Source organism: Bradyrhizobium embrapense (genome assembly GCF_001189235.2).
Lineage (GTDB): Bacteria > Pseudomonadota > Alphaproteobacteria > Rhizobiales > Xanthobacteraceae > Bradyrhizobium > Bradyrhizobium embrapense.
This window is the reverse complement of the sequence record NZ_LFIP02000004.1, coordinates 416359-439097: the sequence shown is the minus strand read 5'-3', so window position 1 is coordinate 439097 and position 22739 is coordinate 416359. Positions and strand designations below refer to the sequence as shown.

The following is a 22739-nucleotide window of genomic DNA, read 5'->3' as shown; positions in this document are numbered from 1 at the left end:
CCTACATGTTCGGTCCCTTTTACCACGGAGCGCCTCGAGATGGCTCGCGTCACCGTCGAAGATTGCATTGATAAGGTCGACAATCGCTTCGACCTCGTCCTGTTGGCTGCGCATCGCGCCCGGATGATCTCGTCGGGATCGCAACTCACGGTTGATCGCGACAACGACAAGAATCCCGTCGTTTCGCTGCGGGAGATCGCCGATTCGACGATCTCGCCCGAGGACCTGAAAGAGGAACTGGTGCACTCGCTGCAGAAGTTCGTCGAGGTCGACGAGCCCGAGCCGGACACCGTGCCGCTGATCGGTTCCGCCGGTGCCAGCGTCGATGCCGACGACACCGAGGTCGCAGTCGAGCGCATGACGGAAGAAGAGCTGCTGAAGGGCCTCGAGGGCCTGGCGCCCCCGGAAGAGCAGCCCGAGGAAGACGAGTAATCTCGCCGTTCAGCTCTTCATTTTCGAGTAGATTTGCCAAAGGCCCGGACATCGCTCCGGGCCTTTGCTTTTGTTGACAATTTCGCTGTTACGGTGCGTCCTATGCGGGCGCGGGAAATTGAATGGTTCCAGGGCCCGCGCGGGGTGCAGCTTCGTTCGAAAGCGCACTAGATTGAGAAGGGACGTTCCGGTCCCGCGCGAGAGGCAGCGAGTTCATGGCGTATCGACGCCGCAGTTCCATCCAGATGCAGGCTGCAACCGAAACGGTCGCGGTCGCGCCGGCGTCGTCCGCGGCGGAGCGGCCGGCCAAGCCGCGGACCCGCATGATGCGACAATATGACCTTGTCGAGCGCGTCCGGTCCTACAACCCCGACACCAACGAAGACCTGCTCAACCGCGCCTACGTCTACGCCATGAAGGCGCACGGCACCCAGACGCGTGCCTCCGGCGATCCCTATTTCTCGCATCCGCTCGAGGTCGCCGCGATCCTCACCAACCTCAAGCTCGACGATGCCACGATCGTGGCGGCGCTGCTGCACGACACGATCGAGGACACCGAGGCGACGCGGGCCGAGATCGACCACGTGTTCGGCCATGAGATCGGCGCGCTGGTCGAGGGCCTGACCAAGCTGAAGCGGCTGGAGCTGGTGTCGCGCGAGGCCAAGCAGGCCGAGAATTTGCGCAAGCTGCTGCTGGCGATCGCCGACGACGTCCGCGTGCTGCTGATCAAGCTCGCCGACCGCCTGCACAACATGCGGACGCTGGAATTCGTGCCGCCGGCCTCGCGCCGCCGCATCGCCGAGGAGACGCTGGATATCTATGCGCCGCTGGCCGGCCGCATGGGTATGCAGGAGATGCGCGGGGAACTGGAGGACCTATCGTTCTTCGTCCTCGACCCCGAGGCCTATGCGGTGGTCAAGCAGCGGCTCGATTCACTGGCCGAGCGCAACCGCAACCTGATCGGCGAGATCGAAACCCAGCTCTCCAAGAACCTGCAGAAGAACGGCATCACCGCCCGGGTGTTCGGCCGCCGCAAGCAGCCGTTTTCGATCTGGACCAAGATGGAGCGCAAGTCGGTCGGCTTCGAGCAGCTGTCCGACATCTACGGCTTCCGCGTCATCCTCGACGATGTCGGCGCCTGCTATCGCGCGCTCGGCATCGTTCACACCACCTGGCCGGTCGTGCCGGGCCGCTTCAAGGACTACATCTCGACGCCGAAGCAGAACGACTACCGGTCGATCCACACCACCGTGATCGGGCCGGGCAAGCAGCGCGTCGAGTTGCAGATCCGTACCGAGGAAATGAACGAGATCGCCGAGTTCGGTATCGCCGCGCATGCCTTCTACAAGGAGGGGGTTGGCTCGCCGCATGAGCGGCTGAAGCACGAGTCCAACGCCTTCGCCTGGCTGCGTCACACCATCGGCATCCTCTCGGAGAGCTCTAATCCGGAGGAATTCCTCGAGCACACCAAGCTCGAGCTGTTCCACGACCAGGTGTTCTGCTTCACGCCGAAGGGCAAGCTGATCGCGCTGCCGCGCAACGCCAACGTGATCGACTTCGCCTACGCCGTGCACACCGGGGTCGGCAACAGCGCGGTCGGCTGCAAGATCAACGGCAAGTTCGCGCCGCTGTCCTCCGAGCTGCAGAACGGCGACGAGGTCGAGGTGCTGACCTCGAAGGCGCAGTCGGCGCCGCCATCCGCCTGGGAAGCGCTGGCCCGGACCGGCAAGGCGCGCGCTGCGATCCGGCGCGCGACCCGCGATGCGGTGCGCGATCAGTATGCCGGCCTCGGCCGCCGCATCGTCGACCGCTTGTTTGCCCGCGCCAAGATCGAATATGCCGACGACAAGCTGAAGGGCGCCTTACCGCGGCTCGCGCGCACCTCGATCGAGGACGTGATGGCCTCGGTCGGACGCGGCGAGATCAAGGCCTCCGACGTCGCGCGCGCGATGTATCCCGACTACAAGGAAGAGCGGCTGGTGCGCTACGGCGCCAAGAAGGGGCTCGCCGCCAAGCTGAAGACGCAGACCCCGCCGCATCCGGCGCGCGCCACATCGGTGATCCCGGTGCGCGGCATCAATTCCGACCTGCCGGTGAAATTCGCGCCGAACGGCGGCGCCGTGCCGGGCGATCGGATCGTCGGCATCGTCACGGCGGGCGAGGGGATCACGATCTATCCGATCCAGTCGCCGGCGCTGAAGGATTTCGAGGAGGAGCCGGAGCGCTGGCTCGACGTGCGCTGGGACATCGACGAGACCATGCCGCAGCGCTTCCCCGCGCGCATCCTGGTGCACAATGTCAACGAGCCGGGCAGCCTCGCCCAGATTGCGACCGTGATCGCCGAGCATGACGGCAATATCGACAACATCCACATGTCGCGCCAATCGCCTGACTTCACGGAGCTGACCATCGATCTAGAGGTCTATGACCTCAAACATCTCAGCGCTATCATCGCGCAATTGCGCGCCAAGGCGGTCGTTGCACGGGTCGAGCGCGTCAACGGCTGAAGATGGTGCGCGGGCGACGCCGTTCTCCGCATCGCTGTGCGCGCATGGGTCAGGTTTGGTGACAGGTTAGGTTTGGTTGCAGGTTAAAGACATGTCAAAGGCTCCTCCGCTCCGTCTCGGTATCAATGTTGATCACGTCGCGACCTTGCGTAACGCGCGAGGCGGGGCGCGACCCGATCCGGTGCGGCTGGCGCTCGCCGCGATCGCGGCCGGCGCCGACGGCATCACGGCGCATTTGCGCGAGGATCGCCGCCATATCCGCGACGAGGACATGGCGCGGCTCAAAGCCGAGATATCCAAGCCGTTGAATTTCGAGATGGCGGCGACCGACGACATGCTGCGGATCTCGCTCGCCACCAGGCCGCACGCCGTTTGCCTGGTGCCGGAACGGCGCCAGGAGCTCACCACCGAAGGCGGCCTCGACGTGGTCGGCCAGCACAATGCGCTGGCGCCGTTCATCGCGAAGCTTAGCGACGCCGGCATCCGGGTCTCGCTGTTCATCGCCGCCGATCCCAGGCAAATCGAGATGGCTGCGAAACTGAAGGCGCCCGTGATCGAGATCCATACCGGAGGCTGGTGCGACGCCGTGGTCGACGGCCACAAGGACAAGGCGGAGGCCGAGTGGGCGCGCATCGTCGCCGGCGCCAGGCTCGCGCAGGCGGCCGGGCTCGAGGTCCATGCCGGCCACGGGCTCGACTATGAGACTGCGGAGACGATCTCCGCGCTGCCCGAGATCCGCGAGCTCAACATCGGCTATTTCATGATGGGCGAGGCGCTGTTCGTCGGCATCGCCGCCACGGTGCGCGAGATGCGTGCGGCAATGGACCGCGGCCGCGCCAAGGTCAGCGCATGATCATCGGCATTGGCTCCGACCTGATCGACATCACCCGGGTTGCGAAGGTGATCGAGCGCCACGGCGAGCGCTTCCTCGACCGCATCTTCACCGACGCCGAGCGCGCCAAGGCGATGCGCCGCGCCAACAATGAGAAGATGGTGGTCGCAACTTACGCCAAGCGGTTCGCCGCAAAGGAAGCCTGCTCCAAGGCGCTCGGCACCGGTATCCGGCGCGGGGTGTGGTGGAAGGACATGGGGGTGGTGAACCTGCCGGGCGGGCGGCCGTCGATGCGGCTGACCGGCGGGGCGCTGGCTCGGCTCCAGGAGCTGACGCCCACGGGCATGCAGGCGCAGATCGACCTTTCGATCACGGACGATTGGCCGCTGGCGCAGGCCTTCGTCATAATTTCGGCGGTTGCTCCCGCCACATGAGCGGGTGGCGCCGGAATTTGCCAGAAAACTTCAGAAAACTAAAAAATCGCTGATATTTCAATGAATTGCGAAGTTTTGAGGCGGCGATTGATTGCGCCCTTGCGAACAACCGTCTAAAACGCCGCAGGGTATCGAGCGAGACGCGGATTCCAGGTTCAGGCCGGAATTTGCCCTCAAGATCAGAATCAAGGCCATTTTCCTCACGCGGGGGGCGAACGCTTCGCGTGGAGAGAACGTTCTGCCACCGCGTGGGCATCAGGGCCTGCGGGAATTGGGAAAGCAATGAGCGCGACCACCGGGACCAAATCTGAGAGCGGCTTGGGCGAGACCATCCGCGTCGTCATTCATGCCCTTCTGATAGCGCTCGTCATCCGCACCTTCCTGTTCCAGCCGTTCAACATCCCCTCGGGTTCGATGAAGGCGACGCTGCTGGTCGGCGACTACCTGTTCGTTTCGAAATATTCCTATGGCTACAGCCACTATTCGATCCCGTTCTCGCCGAACATCTTCTCGGGACGCATCTTCGGCTCGGAGCCGAACCGCGGCGACATCGTCGTGTTCCGCCTGCCGCGGGATGACTCCACCGACTACATCAAGCGCGTCATCGGCCTGCCGGGCGACCGCATCGAGGTCCGGAGCGGGCTGCTCTACATCAACGATGAGCCGATCAAGCGCGAGCGGCTGAGCGATTTCGTCGGCGAGGACCCCTGCGGCTCGGCGGATGCCACCGCCAAGGTCAAGCGCTGGAAGGAAACGCTGCCGAACGGCGTCAGCTATGAGTCGCTCGACTGCACCGACAACAGCTATATGGACAACACCATCGTCTACACCGTTCCGCCCGGGCATTTCTTCATGATGGGCGACAACCGCGACAACTCCACCGACAGCCGCTTCCTGTCGCAGGTCGGCTACGTGCCGTTCGAGAACATCATCGGGCGGGCCCAGATGATCTTCTTCTCGATCGCCGAGGGCGAGCAGGCCTGGATGATCTGGCGCTGGCCGTTCGCCGTGCGGTGGAATCGCCTATTCACCATCGTGCGATGAACGACGATACCGCAGCCATCAACGATCAAGCGCCGATCGGCGAGCCGAGCCAGACGCCTGCCGCCGAGAGCACGGCCGCGCCGAAGAAGCGGCGCAGCAAGGCCGCCAAGGCGGCCGAAGAGAAGGCCGCGATCGCCGGCACCGAGGCGCGTATCGGGTATACGTTCTCGGATGCCGCGCTGCTGACCACCGCGTTCACTCACGTCTCGGCGCTGAAGCCCGCCACCCGCAACCGCGCCGACAGCTATCAGCGGCTGGAATTCCTCGGCGACCACGTGCTCGGGCTGATCGTGTCCGATATGCTGTTCCGGGCGTTCCCGAAGGCCGATGAGGGCGAATTGTCGAAGCGGCTCGCCGATCTCGTGCGCAAGGAAAGCTGCGCCGACGTCGCCAAGGCGCTCGGGCTGCTCGAGGACATCAAGCTCGGCATGGTCAAGGCGGTCGAGGGCGCGCGGCTGCGCAAATCCGTGCTCGGCGATATCTGCGAAGCGGTGATCGGGGCGATCTTCCTCGACGGCGGCTACGAGGCCGCGCGCCAGTTCGTCGAGCGCAACTGGACCGAGCGGATGCACAAGCTGCGCCGGCCGCTGCGCGATCCCAAGACCGTGTTGCAGGAATGGGCGCAGGGCAAGGGATTGCCGACGCCGGTCTACCGCGAGGTCGAACGCACCGGCCCGCACCACGATCCACAATTCCGCGTTGCGGTTGACCTGCCGGGCCTCGCCTCCGCCGAGGGCCTCGGCGGCAACAAGCGCGCGGCCGAGAAAGCAGCGGCATCCGCGATGATCGAGCGTGAAGGCGTCGGCACCAATGACTGACGAACCCAAAGGGCAGGGGGATGCGACGCGCTGTGGCTTCGTCGCGCTGATCGGTGCGCCCAATGTCGGCAAGTCGACGCTGGTCAACGCGCTGGTGGGCTCCAAGGTCACCATCGTCTCGCGCAAGGTGCAGACCACCCGCGCGTTGATCCGCGGCATCGTGATCGAGGGCAACGCGCAGATCATCCTGGTCGACACGCCTGGCATCTTCGCGCCGCGGCGCCGGCTCGACCGCGCCATGGTGTCGACCGCCTGGAGCGGCGCCCACGATGCCGATCTCGTCTGCGTGCTGCTCGACGCGAAGTCGGGCATCGACGAGGAGGCCAATGCGATCCTGGCCAAGCTCGAAACCGTCGCGCATCCGAAGATCCTGGTGCTGAACAAGGTCGACCTCGTGCAGCGCGAGAAACTGCTGGCGCTGGCGCAGGCCGCCAACGAGCGGATGCGCTTCGAGCACACCTTCATGATCTCGGCGCTGTCGGGCGACGGCGTTGACGATCTGCGCAAGGCGCTGGCGAAGATGGTGCCGGCGGGCCCATTCCTCTATCCCGAGGACCAGATGTCGGATGCGCCGATGCGGCACCTGGCGGCCGAGATCACCCGCGAGAAGATCTACAGCCATCTGCATCAGGAATTGCCGTACCAGTCGACGGTCGAGACCGACAGCTGGACCGACCGCAAGGACAAGTCGATCCGCATCGAGCAGACGATCTTTGTCGAGCGCGAGAGCCAGCGCAAGATCGTGCTCGGCAAGGGCGGCGCCACCATCAAGTCGATCGGCGCGCAGGCGCGTGCCGAGATCGCCGAGATCATGGGCGTTCCCGTGCATCTGTTCCTGTTCGTCAAGGTGCGCGAGAACTGGGGCGACGATCCCGACCGCTACAAGGAAATGGGACTGGATTTCCCGAAGGAATAGAGCCGGCGTCGCAATGAACGTGCCCAGAAACGTGCTGTGGTTTGAGGTGCTGCTCTATCTGTCGCTGACGCTCGACGCGCTGTCGGTGGCGTTCCAGGACCGCACGCCGACCGACGTCAGGACCGAACAGATGATCACCGGCGAGACGCTGACCGCCGGCTGCATGATCCTGCTGCTGGTGTATTTCGTCCGGCTCGCCGCGCAGCACCGCAAGAACTGGCCGCGCTGGGCGCTGGGCGCGATGCTGGTGCTGTCGGTGATCTCGTTGGTGCAGGTGATCGGCGAAAAGGGCCTCGAGCTCGACAGCGCCATCGAGGTGGTGTCCTGCATCCTGACCACGGCGGGGCTGTATTATTCCTTCACCGGCGACGCGCAGGGCTGGTTCAACGCATAGCGGACCACGTCGGCGGTCATTTCCGAGCCTGCGCCAAGAGGCGCATCCCGGAAATGACGAGGCAAATGGCTGTGTTACCCGACTGAATCCTGTAGTCTCTCTTTCATGGAATGGACCGACGAAGGCATCGTGCTGGGCGTGCGGAGGCATGGCGAATCCTCCGCCATCGTCGAGCTGTTGACGCGCGAGCACGGCCGCCATCTCGGCCTGGTGCGCGGCGGTGCCAGCTCGCGGATGCGGCCGCTGCTGCAGCCCGGCAACAGCGTCACCGCGGTGTGGCGGGCCCGGCTCGACGAGCATCTCGGCATGTACGCGCTGGAAGGCACGCGGCTGCGCGCGGCGACGCTGCTGGCCTCGTCGCACGCCGTCTACGGCGTGACGCATCTGGCGGCGCTGGCGCGGCTGCTGCCGGAGCGCGATCCGCATGAAGACATCTACGAGATGCTGCAGGGGACACTGGACGATTTCGACGATGCCGGTATCGCCGCGGTGCACCTGATCCGGTTCGAGCTCGCCATGCTGACCGAGCTCGGCTTCGGGCTCGATCTGGAGAACTGCGCGGCGACAGGTGAGACCACCGACCTGATCTACGTGTCGCCGAAATCCGGCGGTGCCGTGTCCCGCGCAGCCGGCGAGCCGTGGCGCGACCGGCTGTTGCCGTTGCCGGCATTCCTGCGCGAAGGCGAGGGGGGCGCCAACGGCTGGTCGGAGCAGGATCTGCGTGATGGTTTCCAGATCACCGGGCTGTTCCTGCTGCGCCATGTGCTGGAGCCCCGCGGCCAGGGCCATTCCGACGCCCGGGACGGATTTATCAACGCCGTGACCCGGCCGCGGGGCCGGTCGGCGGTTCCGTAAGGCCGATTCGGGCCCTAAATTCCCGGTGATTCGCGGCTTGCCCGATTCACCGCCAAGGTTTAACGCCTCCCCCATGGGAAAACGACAGATACCGCCGGAAAAGCCGGCCGAAATTCACGAGGTGCCGCTGCGTGACGCGCTCGAGGAGCGCTATCTCGCCTATGCGCTCTCGACCATCATGCATCGCGCGCTGCCGGACGCCCGCGACGGGCTGAAGCCGGTGCATCGGCGCATCCTCTACGGCATGGACCTGCTCGGGCTCGACCCGCGCGCGGCATTCAAGAAATCCGCCAAGATCGTCGGCGACGTGATGGGCTCGTTCCATCCGCATGGCGACCAGGCGATCTACGACGCCATGGTGCGCCTGGCGCAGGATTTCTCCTCGCGCTACCCGCTGGTCGACGGCCAGGGCAATTTCGGCAATATCGACGGCGATAATCCGGCCGCCTACCGCTATACCGAAGCGCGCATGACCGAGGTCGCGCGACTGCTGCTCGACGGCATCGACGAGGACGGCGTTGAATTCCGCCTCAACTATGACGGCCAGTCGAAAGAGCCGGTGGTGCTGCCGGGTGGCTTCCCGAACCTGCTCGCCAACGGTGCGCAGGGGATTGCGGTCGGCATGGCGACCTCGATCCCGCCGCACAACGCGGCCGAGCTCTGCGACGCCGCGCTGCATCTGATCGAGAAGCCCGACGCCAAGTCGAAGGCGCTGCTGAAATGGGTCAAGGGCCCGGACTTCCCGACCGGCGGCATCGTCGTCGATTCCAAGGAATCGATCATCGAGGCCTACACCACGGGCCGCGGCTCGTTCCGCACCCGTTCGCGCTGGAGCGTGGAAGAGGGGGCCCGCGGCAGCTGGGTGGTCGTCGTTACCGAGATCCCGTGGCTGGTGCAGAAGTCGCGGATCGTCGAGAAGGTCGCCGAACTCATCAACGAGAAGAAGCTGCCGCTGGTCGCCGACATCCGCGACGAGTCGGCCGAAGACGTCCGGGTCGTGCTTGAGCCGAAATCGCGCACCGTCGATCCAGCGCTGATGATGGAGTCGCTGTTCCGGCTGACCGAGCTGGAAAGCAAGATATCGCTGAACCTGAACGTGCTCATCAAGGGCCGCATCCCGAAGGTGGTCGGCCTCGCCGAGTGCCTGCGCGAATGGCTCGACCATCTGCGCGACGTGCTGGTCCGCCGTTCGAACTTCCGCAAGACGCAGATCGAGCATCGGCTGGAAGTGCTGGGCGGCCACCTCGTCGCCTATCTGAACCTCGACAAGGTGATCAAGATCATCCGCACCGAGGACGAGCCGAAGCCGGTCTTGATGAAGACCTTCAAGCTCACGGAGATCCAGGCAGACGCCATCCTCAACATGCGCCTGCGCAATTTGCGCCGCCTGGAGGAGATGGAGATCCGCAATGAGGACAAGGAATTGCGGAAGGAGCTGAAGGGCCTCGAGGGCCTGCTCGGCTCCGAGACCGAGCAATGGGCCAAGGTCGGCGATCAGGTCCGCAAGGTCCGCGATATCTTCGGGCCGAAGACGCCGCTCGGCAAGCGCCGCACCACCTTCGCCGATGCGCCCGAGCATGATCTCGCGGCGATCGAGGAAGCCTTGGTCGAGCGCGAGCCCTGCACGGTCGTGATCTCCGAGAAGGGCTGGGTGCGGACGCTGAAGGGCCACGTCGAGGACCTCTCGGGGCTCGCCTTCAAGACCGACGACAAGCTCGAGCACTCGTTCTTTGCCGAGACGACCTCGAAGCTGCTGCTGTTCGCCACCAACGGCAAGTTCTACTCGCTCGACGTGGCCAAACTGCCGGGCGGCCGCGGCCATGGCGAGCCGATCCGCATGTTCATCGACCTCGAGCAGGACGCTGCGATCATCGCGCTGTTCGTCAACAAGGGCGAGCGCAAGTTCCTGATCGCGAGCAGCGAAGGACAGGGCTTCATCGTCAAGGAAGAGGACTGCGTCGGCAACACCCGCAAGGGCAAGCAGGTGCTCAATGTCGAGATGCCGAACGAGGCCCGCGCGATCACCACCGTGAACGGCGACACCGTCGCGGTGATCGGCACCAACCACAAGATGGTGCTGTTCGGTCTCGACCAGGTGCCGGAGATGGCGCGCGGCCGCGGCGTGCGGCTGCAGAAATACACCAGCTCGGAGCTGTCCGATGTCGCAGTGTTCGACTCCAAGGCCGGCCTGACCTGGAAGGATTCCGCGGGCCGCGAGCACAGCATGACCATGAAGGAACTGGCCGACTGGCGCGGCAACCGCGCCGACGCCGGCCGGCTCGCCCACGGCCTGCCGAAGTCGAACAAGTTCAATCGCGGCGTGGAGTGATAGCGTCGGGCGGGTTAGGCGCAAGTCGTAACCCGCCGTTCAACAGCCGCGGTGTGATAGTATCCACATTTCACAGCGCTATAACCGTCGCCGACGAACTCGGGCGACGGTTGCCATGGCGCACAATCACGACCACGACCATGACCACAGCGGTCATTCTCACGGCCATTCCCATGCCGGGTACGCGCACGCCGGCCACTCGCATGCCGGGCATTCCCATCCCGGGCACAGCCACGCGCCGGACAGTTTTGGCACCGCGTTTGCGGTCGGCGCGTCGCTCAACACTGCCTTCGTCATCGCCGAGCTGATCTTCGGCTATTCCGCCAACTCGCTGGCGCTGGTCTCCGACGCCGTTCACAATTTCTCCGACGTCATCGCGCTGCTGCTGGCCTGGGGCGGGGCCTGGCTCGCCGGCAGGCGTCCGACCGATACCCACACCTATGGCTACCGCCGCGCCTCGATCCTCGCGGCGTTGTTCAATGCCGGGCTGCTGCTTATTGCGGTCGGCGGCATCGCGGTCGAGGCGATCAACCGCTTCCGTGAGCCCGCGGAGGTCGCAAGCTGGACCGTGGTCTGGGTCGCGGCGCTCGGCATCCTGATCAATGGCGGCACGGCGCTGCTGTTCATGCGCGGCCGCGACAGCGACCTCAATGTGCGCGGCGCCTATCTGCACATGGCGGCGGATGCCGGCGTCTCGCTCGGCGTCGTGATCGCCGCGCTGCTGATCATGGCAACCGGCTGGCAGTGGCTCGATCCGGCGATCAGCCTGGTCATCGCCGTGGTGGTGCTGCTGAGCGGCTGGGAGCTTGCCCGCGACAGCGTCAACCTCGCGCTCGACGCGGTGCCGAAGGGCATCGATCTCAAGCGGGTGAGGGATTATCTCGGCGCGCTCGAGGGCGTCACCGAGGTGCACGACCTGCACATCTGGGCAATGAGCACCAGCGAGACCGCGTTGACCGCGCATCTGGTGCGGCCCGGCGGACATGACGACGTCTTCCTGCATCGCGTCTGCGCCGAGCTGTCGGAGCGGTTCAGCATCCACCACGCGACCCTGCAGGTCGAGATCAGCAGCGAGACCTGCCGGCTGGCGCCGGCGGAAATGGTCTAGCAGGTCGCCAAGCGCACCGCGACGGGCTGAAGCTCTCGCCGGAGTTCTATGACTGAGCTGCTTTGACGGCGGGCGCTTTCGCCCAGTTTCGGTCCGCTGATCAGTTGCGCGGCGCAGATGGTGCAGCAACCGGCGGAGCCGGCGCGTGCTTCGGCTTCATCGTCCCGGCGTAGAACGACAGGGTGAACATCAGGGCGAGGGCGGCCAGGTAGACGCCATAGGATTGTGGCGGGGTGATCGCCCATTGCACGAGGCGTCGGATCGGATTCGGCTGGCCGGTGTCGTTATCCATGCGCTCTTGTGCGCGAAGGCTGGGGCAAAGGGAAGCGGAATCGCCAGCCCAGGTGGTGGTGTTCCGCGTGAAATGATGAGGTCGGGCGGCCTTGCAATGCTGGACCAGCATCCGCATCTGTCACGCGACGACCAGCCCTTCCTCCCGCACCAATTGCCCGGCATAATTCACCGTATGGAACTGACGCCCCGTTTGCGCCTCATGAACTGGCTGGTCCGCCAGGGTTTGACCGGCCTGCCGGAAAACGACCTGCTGCGCGGCTTCTGCGAGCGCTGCCGGGCCGCCGGCATGCCGCTGTCGCGGGCGATCGTCTTCATCGACACTTTGCATCCGATCTTCGAGGGCCGCGGCTTCCGCTGGAACGACGGCGAGAGCAACGAGGCCGACATTTTCGAATACGGCTCGACCAGCAGCGGCGAGGCCAGCCAGAACTGGCGGCGGTCGGCGTTCCATCACATGCTCGAAAACGGCCATGACGAGATGGTGATCGACCTCACCGGTCCGCACGAATTTTCGATGATCGGCGACCTCGCCGAGAAGGGCCACAAGCACTTCGCCGCCTTCGTGCATCGCTTCGGCGAGGCCGGGACGATCGGCGAGATGGACTGCTTCTACTCCTACTACACCACCCGCCATTCGGACGGCTTCGACGAGACCCATATGGCGGCGCTGCGCGATCTCGTGCCGGTGCTCGGACTGGCGATCAAATCGGCCGCCCAGGTCGAGATCGCCCGAACCCTCGGGCGGGTCTATCTCGGCCGCGAGACGGCCGAGCAGGTGCTGCGCGGGCGCATGCAGCGCGGCATCACCGAGAAGATCAAGGCCGTGCTGTGGTACTCCGACGTGCGCGGCTCGACCGCGATCAGCGAGCGCATCGGCCCGGACGAGATCATCCCGTTCCTCAACGACTATGCGCAGGCCTCGATCGACGCGATCCATGATGCCGGCGGCGAGGTGCTGAAACTGATCGGCGACGGCGTGCTGGCGATGTTCACCGGCGAGAACATGGCAAGCGCCAGGCGTGCGGCGCTGCGTGCCGAGCACAGATTCCGCCATAACATCCGGGTGCTGAACGATCGCCGCGAGAACGAGAACCGGCCGACCACCACTGCCTATGTCGGCCTCCATGTCGGCGAGGTCTTCTACGGCAACATCGGCAGCGAGGACCGGCTCGACTTTACGGTGGTCGGGCCCGCCGTGAATGAAGTCAGCCGGATCGCCTCGATGTGCGCCTCGGTCGACCGCGAACTGCTGACCTCGACCGATTTTCGCACCGGGCTCGACGCCGTCGGCCGCAACTATCTGGTCTCCACCGGCCGCTTCGTCCTGCGCGGCATCAGCCATGCCCAGGATCTCTTTACGCTCGATCCGGCCGTGACCGCGGACGAGGTCGTCGGCGGCAAGTATGAGCGGTACCTGGCGAGCTGATTTCTTCCCTCGTCATTGCGAGCGAAGCGAAGCAATCCATTCACCGCTTGCGGAGAGATGGATTGCTTCGTCGCTTCGCTCCTCGCAATGACGGCGAGCGCAGGAGCCGTTCAGCAGCGCGCGGGTTCGCCGACCATGTCAGGCTGCCGCCTGAGCGACACCGCCGGAGACATCAGGATCACCAGCGCCTGGGCGGCGAAGATCGCGGCCGCGAGGTAGAGACAGGCTTCGGCGCCATAGAAGCCGCCGACGACGGCGCCGAGTGCGGAGCCGAGCGGGCGGGCACCGTAGCTCATGATGTTGATCGCCGAGACGCGGCCGAGCAGCGAGGGGGGCGTCACCGATTGCCTGAGCGTCGTTGTCGAGATCACCCACAGGATCGGGCCGACGCCGAGCAGGAAGAAGCCGAGGCCGGCGAGCAGCGGCGTCGCAATCCAGGTGGTCAGCGCCATCACGATCGAGGCGACGAGACCGGTGACCGGGCCGAGCCCGATCACGGTGCCGAACGCCAGCCGCTTCATCACGCGGGTTGCGAACAGCGCGCCAACCACCATGCCGACGCCGTACATCGCAAGCGTCGTGCCGACGCCGGTGGCGCTGAGCCCGAGATGGCGCACCGCATAGGGCACGAACACGGCGAGCAGCAGGAAGGAGGCGGTGTTGAAGATGAACTGGGTGATGAACACCGGCCGCAGCAAGGCGTGATGCATGACGAAGGCGGCGCCTTCCTTGATGTCCTGCATCGGATGGCGTCGCGGGGCGGGCGCGCGGGCCGGCTCATAGAGGCCGGCAAGCAGCACGACCGCGATCGCCGACAGCGCCGCGGCGAAGCCGAATGCGGGTGCGGCGCCGACCCAGCCGACCAGCACGCCTCCGAGGGCGGGTCCGCTGGCGAAAGCGACGGTGCGGGCGAGCTCGATGCGGGCATTCGCGGCCTGCAATTGCTGCGACGTCACCAGCGACGGGACCAGCGCGGGCGCTGCGACGCTGTAGGCAACCGTGCCGCAGACCGCGATGAAACCGAGCAGGGCGAGCAGCGGCAGGGTCATCGCACCGAGCCATAGCAGCAGCAGGATCGCAGCCAATGCCGCGGCGCGCAGGGCCTCGGCGCCCGCCATCACCCAGCGCCGCGACACGCGATCGGCCAAGAGGCCTGCGGGTATCGCAAACAGGATGAAGGGCAGCGTCAGCGCGGTTTGCAACAGGCCAGTCTGGCCTTCACCGACGCCGAGCACCAGCACGGCGACGATGGGCGCGGCCGCAAGCGCAATCTGCTCGGCCGATTGTGCGGCGAGGTTGGACCAGGCCAGGCGATTGAAGGTGCTTGGCAGGCGAGGCGTATCGGCGGGCATGGCAGAGTCCTTGAGGAAAATTCGTCTGGCCATAGTGTGTGGTTGGAAGACGCCCGATCCCACCCGTTTCCCGACAACCCAAAACAAAAGGCCCGCCGGGAGAGGCGGGCCTGTCGTTGAGATCAGAGTGCTGTCACGTCACTGCGGCGCGGGCGCGAGCTGGCCGGTGATGGTGCCGACCAATGTGGCTGGCCGGTTGTCGTCGCTGACCGCAGACGCGGGCGCGGCCTCGGCCTTGCGCTGCGCCAGCGCGCTGGTCAGGCTGGTGAGCGCGTCGGGGCCCGCCGGGAAGCCCGCCTCCGAGAGGATCTTGTCGATCATCGGCTTGAACGCCGAGACCGACAGCAATTGCGCGGCGAGGCCGTCGCCAAGCCCAAGACCGCCATTGCCGCCGCCATTGCCGTTGACATGGCCGTCGGCGCCGCCCCGGCCGAGCATGCTGCCGGTGTCGAAGATCCGGATGTCGGAGATCTTCTCGATCGGTTTTACGGCTTCGGCGAGCGCGCTCGGGATCACGTTGATCCGCGCGAGATTGAGATCGTAAGCGATCATGTCGGCGCTCAGCTTGTTGCGCGCCTCCGCCTTCATCGTCGCGACTTCCGCCTCGGCCTGGCCGAGCGCCTTGACGCCGGCCGCGCGGGTGGTGGCGGCCGCCGCGTCGGCCTTGGCGAGCACGTTGGTGGCTTCCGCCTTGTTGGCTGCGGCCTGGCGTTCCGCCTCGGCCATGACCGTGATCGGCATCGCGTCGGTCTCGGCCGCCTTGCGCGCGGCGATCACGTTGATGATCTTGTCGCGTTCGGCGATCTCGGTGGCGCGAGCGGTGGTGACCTTTTCCTCGGCGGCGATCGCAACCGCTCGCGCGGTCTCGGCGATGGTCTGTGCCTCCGACTGCTCCTTGCTCTTGGCCGCGACCGCGATCGCGCTCTCCTGTGCGACGATCTGGAGATCGCGCTCCATCTCGGTGTTGCGGCGCTTGACCGCGAGATCGGCCTCGATCTTGCGGGTGTCGCGAGCCTGGTTGGCCTCGGTCTGCTTGTTGGCGACCGCGAGCTCCTGCTGGATGCGGTATTCGGCCTCGTTCTGCAACGCGGTCTGTTCGACCTGCGCAGTCTGCGCGCGCATCGCGGCGGTCTTGTTGGCGATGTCGCGCTGCTGGGCCAGCTCGGCCTCGCGCTTGGTGCTCTCGATCGTCAGCGTGGTCTGCCGTGCCACCAGGTCCTGCTGGGCGATATTGACCTCGGTGGTGCGGACGATCTGGTTGCGCTCCTGTTCGCGCTCCTTGGTGATCTTGGTCAGCGTCGTCAGGCCGTGCGCGTCGAAGAAATTGCTCGGGTTGAAATGCTTGATGTCGCTCTGGTCGAGCCTGGTCAGCGACACCGATTCGAGCTCGAGGCCGTTGTTCTGGATGTCGGCACCGACCGCGTCCTGCACCGCCTTGACGAAGGTGGCGCGTTGCTCCTGCAATTCCTCGAGATTCATGGTGGCGGCGACCGAGCGCAGGCCGTCGACGAATTTGGCCTCGACCAGCTCGCGCAGCTCGGCGGCGTCATTGGTGCGGTTGCCGAGCGTCTGTGCGGCCAGCGCGATCGACGACGAGTCGGGTTTGACGCGCAGATAGAACTCGGCGCCGATGTCGACCCGCATGCGGTCCTTGGTGATCAGCGAGTCCGGGCCGCCGCGCGCGACCTCGAGCCGCAACGTCTTCAGGTTCACCGCGGCGGTGGAATGGAAGATCGGCAGCACCAGCGAACCGCCGTCGAGCACCACCTTCTGGCCGCCGAGGCCGGTGCGGACATAGGCCTCATCGCGCGTCGAGCGCTTGTAGAGTTTTGCGAAAAGCAGACCAATGACAAGGATGGCGAGGACGCCAATGGCGACGGGTACAGCAAGTTCCCACATATGTTATGCCCTGTTGGAAGATTGTCGTTGTTCGATGAGGTCGGCGGGAGCGGCAATCGCGATGAAGGCTTTGGCGTCGCGGTCGACCAGCAGCACGCTGGCGCCAACCGGCAACGCCTCGGAATCAGGGCCGGCACGCGCCGACACAGTGTGCCAGTTGCCGAAGACATCCTTGAGACGAACCCTACCGGGCAGGCCCTGATCGAGCGGGCCGACCGACACGGTTGCGACCTTGCCGACAAAGTCGCTGTCGTTGACCGCATAGCTCTCGTCGCGCGGAATGATGCGGGCGAGGCCGCGGCTCGCACTTCTGATCACCGGGATGCTGCCTGCGGCAGCAACCACCGCGGCAATCAAGACCGGGATGGCGGTGCCTGCGGCATGCGCCAGTCCCTGAAGCAGGAAGCCTCCGATCGAGAATATGCCGAGTATCAGGATGATCAGGATCAGGAGGGGAAGCCGCCCGGCGTTGATCCAGAGAAACAGGCCACTGAGAGCATTGTGGCTCTCGGCCTCGACCGCGAAATCCTTGCCGACGAGTTCGCTGATCGAAAGTCCGACCATGGTGGTCAGCAGCTCGATACCGCCAAGTGCCACCATGATCGCAGCCGCGACCGCAAAGGGCCGCACGTCCGGGGCGAGCAGAATGTCGCCAACTGCACTCATTTTTCTGACTTGATCCTTTCAAGCCGCGCCGCGATTTCCTTTTCGCGGTGCAGGCGATCGAGTTCGTCAAGCTCCTTGTCGCCAAGCACGCTTGCAGCGGGAACACCGGTGACCCGGGCGATCGCCGCCATCGCGCGTTCAGCGCTCAATGTATTTGTCGTCGATGGGGCCCGGCTGGTTTCGTCGTTGGCCTCGCGGATCAGACTTTGTTCGAGATCGGCCAATCGTGTTTCCGCCTCGCGGCGCGCGCCGAGCATGGCTTGCAGCGCCTTGGTCTGCTCGTCGATCTCGAGCTCGATGAAATCCATCGCGCGTTCGAGCGCGATCACCTGCGACTCCAGGTCGATTTGCCGTGCGACGCCGGCGCGCGCGAGATCCTCGCGATTTTCCGCAAGTGCGAGACGGATCTTCTCATTCAGGCTGGCCGTTTCGGCATCCAGTTCTTCGCGGCGCCGCTTCAGGCGGAATTCCTCGGCGCGCGACTTGCCGAGCGCATAACGTGCTTCGTCGGCGCCGGCGTCGATCTCGCGGATGGCCTGCTTGACCAGCGCGACCTTGTTGTTGCTCTCGACGTTGTCGATGGTCCGGCTCGCGATGGCGGCAAGAAGCCGGCCCATGCGCGCAAGGATGCCTTCGTGAAGCATGGTCTTCTCCTCCGGTTGGGCTGATTTCGATTTGACGGCGATGTGGATTTCGTAGCCGCGTCCATCCGAGATCAAATGCGCCGGGAAGGGGCTTTCCCAGCCCGAGACATATCCCGGCACGTCGAACGGCACCAAGACGCGTCCGCTGACAGTGCTAATGGTCAGTGAAGTTGGACCTTTGATCGCAAACAACTTGTCGTCGAGCGGTATCCGGCGGACGGCGGCGCCCGCGATGTAGTTGGCGCGGTCGCGCAGGCCGAGCGTCACCAGCCGCGCGGGCAGCCCGGTCTCCTTGCGGATCTTCTCGTAGGCCTGGGCGTGCAGCGAAACGAGGTTGGCGCCGACAGGGGCGACCTCGGCGAGGATTGCCATCATCCGATCATAGGCCGCAAGGGTCGCCTCGATCGCCTCGATGCCTGACGGGTCGGGGGCGAGAGCGTAGCGCAGCGTTGCGGTTGGTGTCTCGGCCGGCAGCTTGATCATGTGGCAAATTTAAAGCACTTCCTCAGTGCTTTACAAGATCGAGGGCCGGTATCATTTCCGTGAGCCCAGATGCATTTGCAAATGAGTTGCAATAACGAAAGAGTTGGGCCATCCTTTGAGGATGGACGCTCGTACCCCTGAAATGTCTCCCGTTTCCGTTGCCGACGCCGCGCGAGGTGGCTGGCGGGGCGATGCCGGCCATGCGCGCAGCCTGCCTGAGGTGAACGCGACCGTTGCGGTGCCGAGCACAGGCGTGTGGTGGCGACGGCTGCTGGCCTTTGCCGGGCCAGGCTACCTGGTCTCGGTCGGCTACATGGACCCGGGTAACTGGGCCACCGATCTCGCGGGTGGATCGAAGTTCGGCTACACGCTGCTGTCGGTCATCCTGCTTTCCAACCTGATGGCGATCCTGCTGCAGGCGCTGTCGGCCCGGCTTGGCATCGCCACCGACCGCGACCTGGCGCAGGCCTGCCGCGCGACCTATTCGCGGCCGGTGAATTTGCTGCTGTGGCTCGCCTGCGAGGCCGCGATCATCGCCTGCGACCTTGCCGAGGTGATCGGCACCGCGATCGCGCTGAAGCTGTTGTTCGGCATTCCCCTGATCGGCGGCGCGCTGCTGGCGGCGCTCGATGCGTTCCTGCTGCTGCTCCTGATGAACCGCGGCTTCCGCTTTCTCGAAGCCTTCGTGGTCGCGCTTCTGATCGTGATCGCGGTCTGCTTCGTGGTCCAGATCGCGGCCGCTGCGCCGCCGATCGCCGGCGTGATCGGCGGCTTCATGCCGTCGCGCGAGATCGTCACCAATCCGGAGATGCTCTACATCGCGATCGGCATCATCGGCGCCACCGTGATGCCGCATAACCTCTATCTGCACTCATCGATCGTGCAGACCCGCGCCTATCCGCGGACCGAGGAGGGCCGGCGCGACGCGATCAAATGGGCGACCACCGACTCCTCCATCGCGCTGATGCTGGCGCTGTTCGTCAACGCGGCGATCCTGGTGCTGGCGGCCGCAACCTTCCACAAAAGCGGCCATTCCGACGTCGCCGAGATCGATCAGGCCTTCGAGCTGCTGTCGCCGCTGCTCGGGCTCGGCATCGCCTCGACGCTGTTTGCCGTGGCGCTGCTCGCGTCCGGCCTCAACTCGACCGTGACCGCGACGCTGGCCGGCCAGATCGTGATGCAGGGCTTTCTCGACCTCAAGCTGCCCGACTGGCTGCAGCGCCTGGTGACCCGCGGCATCGCGATCGTCCCGGTCATCGTGGTCGCCGCGCTCTATGGCGAAAGCGGCACCGCGCAGCTTCTCGTGTTCAGCCAGGTCGTGCTGTCGATGCAGCTGCCGTTCGCGGTGATCCCGCTGGTGCGCTTCGTGTCCGACAAGCGCAAGATGGGCAAGCTTGCGATCTCGCTCCCGGTCGCGGTGGCGGCGTGGATCGTCGCCGGCCTGATCGTGATCCTGAACGTGAAGCTGCTGATCGATACGTTGCTCGGTACCTAGAGCGTCCAATCGAAACGCGTTAGTCCTGCGGCTCGGTCAATCCCTCGCCTGACGCGTCGACGCGCAGCCAGCCCGATGGCGCGAGCCGCTGCTGCGGCAGGAAGCGGCCCTTGTAGTCCATCTTCTTGGAGCCCTCGATCCAGTAGCCGAGATAGACGTAAGGCAGGCCCTGCCGGCGGGCGCGGGCGATATGATCGAGGATCATGAAGGTGCCGAGCGAGCGGGCCTCGAGCCCCGGCTCGAAGAAGGAATAGACCATCGACAGTCCGTCGCTGAGCACGTCGGTCAGTGCCACCGCCATCAGCTCGTCGCCGCGGCCGGTGATGGCGCTGTCGGCATTGCGCTTGCGGTACTCTATGATCCGGGTCTCGACATGGCTGTCCTCGACCATCATCGCGTAGTCCAGCACGGTCATGTCGGCCATGCCGCCGTTGCGGTGGCGGCGGTCGAGATAGGCGCGGAAGACCGAATATTGCTCCGAGGTCGGCACCGCGGTGCGCTGCTCGCCGATGATGTCGGCGTTGCGGGCCAGCACCTTGCGGAAGTTGCGGGAGGGGCGGAATTCGTTGGCAACCACCCGGACCGAGACGCAGGCCCGGCACTGGTCGCAGGCCGGGCGGTAGGCGATCGACTGGCTGCGGCGGAAGCCGCCATGGGTCAGCAAGTCGTTGAGATCGCCCGCTTTGTCGCCGACCAGGTGCGTGAAAACCTTCCGCTCGTGCCGGCCCGGCAGATAGGGGCAGGGTGAGGGCGCCGTCAGGTAGAACTGGGGGGTATCACGCGAGTGCTGGGTCACGTCTGATCGTCGGGCTCCACATACAATACAGGCAGCCGAGTTAGCATCGCCCTCCGGAGGCTAACGGTCAATTGGTTTAGGCGGGCCTAATAAGAGGCCCGCGCGGCCGAGGTGACCTGGGTCCGGACCGAGCTGTTGATGACGACGGTTCCGAGGATGATGTCGTGCAGCAGCCGGCGGCGGCCGTTGAGCAGGCCGACCAGCAGCACCAGCGGCGACAGGAACGACACCGTCACCCAGAACAGCACCGCATGGGTGGCGCCGAGCACGAAATAGCCACGCGCGCCGTACCAGGTGCGCAGTTCCAGATCCATCATGCGCATGCCGATGGTCGCCGAGTGCTGCCCGCCGATCGAGGCCCCGTAATAGACGATGGCCCAGACGATCGAAGCCGGCGAGACCAGCCAGAACAGCGCCCAGCCGAGACCGAGCGTGACGATACCGAAGATCGCGATGAAGATCACCGCCAGGATCACCGGCACCGACAGCACGAAGAGGTCGATCAGGAACGCAAAGACGCGCCGCGTCAGCACGCCGCGGAACAGTTCCGGCTGCATCAACGGATCGAACGCATGCGGGGGAACGCCGCCGTCGTTGCGCCAGGCTGCCCCGCGCCAAGCGCCACCGTCATTGCCGTAGGACATGACCAACCTCCGATGAAACTCCCGCGCCGGACATGGGAACAGGAGGCCGGCCTGCCAAGTCCGCGCGAACATTAACTAGCCGAAATATTCCGGCGATTCGGCGGCTGGTCTGTGCCGTGTTTGCGGACAGCGCGGCGGCCAGCAAAGCAATGTTGCTGTACCGGGGAGGGCGGCCTTGGCCGCGCCTCAGCTCTCCGCCTTGATCTTCTCGGCGGCTTTCGGCGCGAAATAGGTCAGGATGCCGTCGGCGCCGGCGCGCTTGAAGCCGACCAGGCTCTCCATCATCGCGCGCTCGCCGTCGATCCAGCCATTGGCGGCGGCGCCCGCGATCATCGCGTATTCGCCCGACACCTGGTACACGAAGGTCGGCATCGCGAAATGGTCCTTCACGCGGCGGACGATGTCGAGATAGGGCATGCCCGGCTTCACCATCACCATGTCGGCACCCTCGGCGATGTCGAGCTCGACCTCGCGCAGGGCCTCGTCGGAATTGGCGCTGTCCATCTGATAGGTGCGCTTGTCGCCGGTCAGCGTCTTGGCCGAGCCGATCGCGTCGCGGAACGGGCCGTAGAAGGCGGACGCGTATTTCGCCGCATAGGACATGATCTGGACGTCGCCGAACCCGTTGTCGTCGAGCGCCTCACGGATCGCGCCGATGCGGCCGTCCATCATGTCCGACGGCGCGATCACGTCGCAGCCGGCCTCAGCCTGGGTCAGCGCCTGCTGGACCAGCACCGCGACCGTCTCGTCGTTGAGGATCTTGCCGCCCTCGATCAGCCCGTCATGGCCGTGGCTGGTGAAGGGATCGAGCGCGACGTCGCAGAGCACGCCGATGTCGGGAAACTCCTTCTTGATTGCGCGCACCGCCTGGCAGACCAGATTGTCGGGGTTGAGCGCTTCCGAGCCCTGCTCGTCGCGCAGCGCAGGCTCGGTGAAAGGAAACAGCGCGATGCAGGGGATGTTGAGTTTTGCGGCACGCTCGGCGTCGCGGACGATCTGGTCGACGGTGAGGCGGTCGACGCCGGGCATCGAGGCCACCGGCGTGCGGGTGTTATGGCCATCGACCACGAACATCGGCCAGATCAGGTCGTCCGTGGTCAGCACGTTCTCGCGTACCAGACGGCGGGCCCATTCCGACTTGCGGTTGCGGCGCATCCGGATCGTGAGGTCGAGCGAGGGGGAGGCGAGGGCATCCTTCTGGCGCCGCGGCGCATCGCGCAATTCGATCGGGCGCCCGAATTTGATCGCCATATTGTCTTCTCCTCGAGGGACGGCTGGTCTGGACCGGATATAAGGGTAATTCTAGCACCTCGCAGGGGCGCCGTCATTGCGCCAACCGTTGCGCCTTGGGCGCCCTCGATTTGCCGCAAC

Annotated in this window: 21 protein-coding genes; 13 read left to right on the top strand and 8 right to left on the bottom strand. The window is 65.4% G+C overall.

All coding sequences use genetic code 11. The annotated features are described in order from the left end of the window. Positions 1-39: 39 nt before the first annotated feature. The 11 genes from rpoZ (at position 40) to AKN83_RS20840 (ending at position 11669) form a co-directional block, all read left to right on the top strand. Positions 40-432, top strand: a complete 393-nt coding sequence (rpoZ, locus tag AKN83_RS20890; protein WP_016844003.1) for a DNA-directed RNA polymerase subunit omega — start codon at positions 40-42, stop codon at positions 430-432. A gap of 215 nt (positions 433-647) precedes the next feature. Beyond that, positions 648-2939, top strand: a complete 2292-nt coding sequence (locus AKN83_RS20885) for a RelA/SpoT family protein (RefSeq protein WP_050400971.1) — start codon at positions 648-650, stop codon at positions 2937-2939. A 91-nt stretch (positions 2940-3030) separates the two neighbouring features. Then, complete coding sequence (locus tag AKN83_RS20880; protein ID WP_050400970.1) at positions 3031-3792, top strand: pyridoxine 5'-phosphate synthase; 762 nt, start codon at positions 3031-3033, stop codon at positions 3790-3792. Then, a complete protein-coding gene (gene acpS / locus AKN83_RS20875; protein ID WP_050400969.1) occupies positions 3789-4205 on the top strand; it encodes a holo-ACP synthase in 417 nt (138 codons plus the stop codon). The genes AKN83_RS20880 and acpS overlap by 4 nt, the downstream gene beginning before the upstream one ends. A gap of 282 nt (positions 4206-4487) precedes the next feature. Beyond that, the gene (gene lepB / locus AKN83_RS20870; protein ID WP_050400968.1) at positions 4488-5249 is read left to right on the top strand and encodes a signal peptidase I; all 762 of its coding nucleotides are present in this window, start codon (positions 4488-4490) and stop codon (positions 5247-5249) included. Beyond that, complete coding sequence (gene rnc, locus AKN83_RS20865) at positions 5246-6067, top strand: ribonuclease III (RefSeq protein WP_050400967.1); 822 nt, start codon at positions 5246-5248, stop codon at positions 6065-6067. The genes lepB and rnc overlap by 4 nt, the downstream gene beginning before the upstream one ends. Then, on the top strand, positions 6060-6983 hold the full coding sequence (gene era, locus AKN83_RS20860; RefSeq protein WP_050400966.1) for a GTPase Era: 924 nt from the start codon (positions 6060-6062) through the stop codon (positions 6981-6983). Before rnc ends, era begins: the two co-directional genes overlap by 8 nt. Before the next feature lie 13 nt (positions 6984-6996). After that, the gene (locus AKN83_RS20855) at positions 6997-7377 is read left to right on the top strand and encodes a hypothetical protein (RefSeq protein WP_050400965.1); all 381 of its coding nucleotides are present in this window, start codon (positions 6997-6999) and stop codon (positions 7375-7377) included. A gap of 105 nt (positions 7378-7482) precedes the next feature. Further along, complete coding sequence (gene recO / locus AKN83_RS20850; RefSeq protein ID WP_050400964.1) at positions 7483-8232, top strand: DNA repair protein RecO; 750 nt, start codon at positions 7483-7485, stop codon at positions 8230-8232. 73 nt (positions 8233-8305) lie between these two features. Further along, a complete protein-coding gene (gene parC / locus AKN83_RS20845; RefSeq protein ID WP_050400963.1) occupies positions 8306-10561 on the top strand; it encodes a DNA topoisomerase IV subunit A in 2256 nt (751 codons plus the stop codon). A 115-nt stretch (positions 10562-10676) separates the two neighbouring features. Continuing rightward, the gene (locus AKN83_RS20840) at positions 10677-11669 is read left to right on the top strand and encodes a cation diffusion facilitator family transporter (protein ID WP_050400962.1); all 993 of its coding nucleotides are present in this window, start codon (positions 10677-10679) and stop codon (positions 11667-11669) included. Positions 11670-11769: 100 nt separating this feature from the next. Here AKN83_RS20840 and AKN83_RS20835 read toward each other — a convergent pair whose 3' ends face one another. Beyond that, positions 11770-11961, bottom strand: a complete 192-nt coding sequence (locus AKN83_RS20835) for a hypothetical protein (protein ID WP_050400961.1) — start codon at positions 11959-11961, stop codon at positions 11770-11772. 174 nt (positions 11962-12135) lie between these two features. Here AKN83_RS20835 and AKN83_RS20830 point away from each other — a divergent pair, with 174 nt between their 5' ends. After that, positions 12136-13389: an adenylate/guanylate cyclase domain-containing protein gene (locus tag AKN83_RS20830; RefSeq protein WP_050400998.1), complete on the top strand. Its 1254-nt coding sequence runs from the start codon at positions 12136-12138 to the stop codon at positions 13387-13389. A gap of 110 nt (positions 13390-13499) precedes the next feature. On the opposite strand, the gene AKN83_RS20825 is transcribed toward AKN83_RS20830, so the two are convergent. From AKN83_RS20825 to AKN83_RS20810, 4 genes are all read right to left on the bottom strand, one after another. Further along, the gene (locus AKN83_RS20825) at positions 13500-14741 is read right to left on the bottom strand and encodes an MFS transporter (protein WP_050400960.1); all 1242 of its coding nucleotides are present in this window, start codon (positions 14739-14741) and stop codon (positions 13500-13502) included. A gap of 138 nt (positions 14742-14879) precedes the next feature. Next, entirely contained in the window at positions 14880-16640 is a 1761-nt protein-coding gene (locus tag AKN83_RS20820) for a flotillin family protein (RefSeq protein WP_050400959.1), read from the bottom strand. A 3-nt stretch (positions 16641-16643) separates the two neighbouring features. Then, positions 16644-17306, bottom strand: a complete 663-nt coding sequence (locus tag AKN83_RS20815; RefSeq protein ID WP_050400958.1) for an OB-fold-containig protein — start codon at positions 17304-17306, stop codon at positions 16644-16646. Further along, on the bottom strand, positions 17303-18433 hold the full coding sequence (locus AKN83_RS20810) for a PspA/IM30 family protein (RefSeq protein ID WP_050400957.1): 1131 nt from the start codon (positions 18431-18433) through the stop codon (positions 17303-17305). The genes AKN83_RS20815 and AKN83_RS20810 overlap by 4 nt, the downstream gene beginning before the upstream one ends. A 121-nt stretch (positions 18434-18554) precedes the next feature. On the opposite strand from AKN83_RS20810, the gene AKN83_RS20805 reads away from it, so the two are divergent. Beyond that, entirely contained in the window at positions 18555-19928 is a 1374-nt protein-coding gene (locus AKN83_RS20805) for an Nramp family divalent metal transporter (RefSeq protein WP_050400956.1), read from the top strand. A gap of 19 nt (positions 19929-19947) precedes the next feature. Here AKN83_RS20805 and AKN83_RS20800 read toward each other — a convergent pair whose 3' ends face one another. The 3 genes from AKN83_RS20800 to hemB all read right to left on the bottom strand — a co-directional run bounded on the left by AKN83_RS20800 (position 19948) and on the right by hemB (position 22619). Continuing rightward, positions 19948-20724 carry an arginyltransferase gene (locus tag AKN83_RS20800; RefSeq protein WP_050400955.1) on the bottom strand — a complete coding sequence of 259 codons (777 nt, stop codon included), beginning with the start codon at positions 20722-20724 and terminating at the stop codon, positions 19948-19950. An 86-nt stretch (positions 20725-20810) separates the two neighbouring features. Beyond that, complete coding sequence (locus AKN83_RS20795; RefSeq protein WP_050400954.1) at positions 20811-21368, bottom strand: RDD family protein; 558 nt, start codon at positions 21366-21368, stop codon at positions 20811-20813. Between the two features lie 186 nt (positions 21369-21554). Further along, entirely contained in the window at positions 21555-22619 is a 1065-nt protein-coding gene (gene hemB / locus AKN83_RS20790) for a porphobilinogen synthase (protein WP_050400953.1), read from the bottom strand. Positions 22620-22739 lie beyond the last annotated feature (120 nt).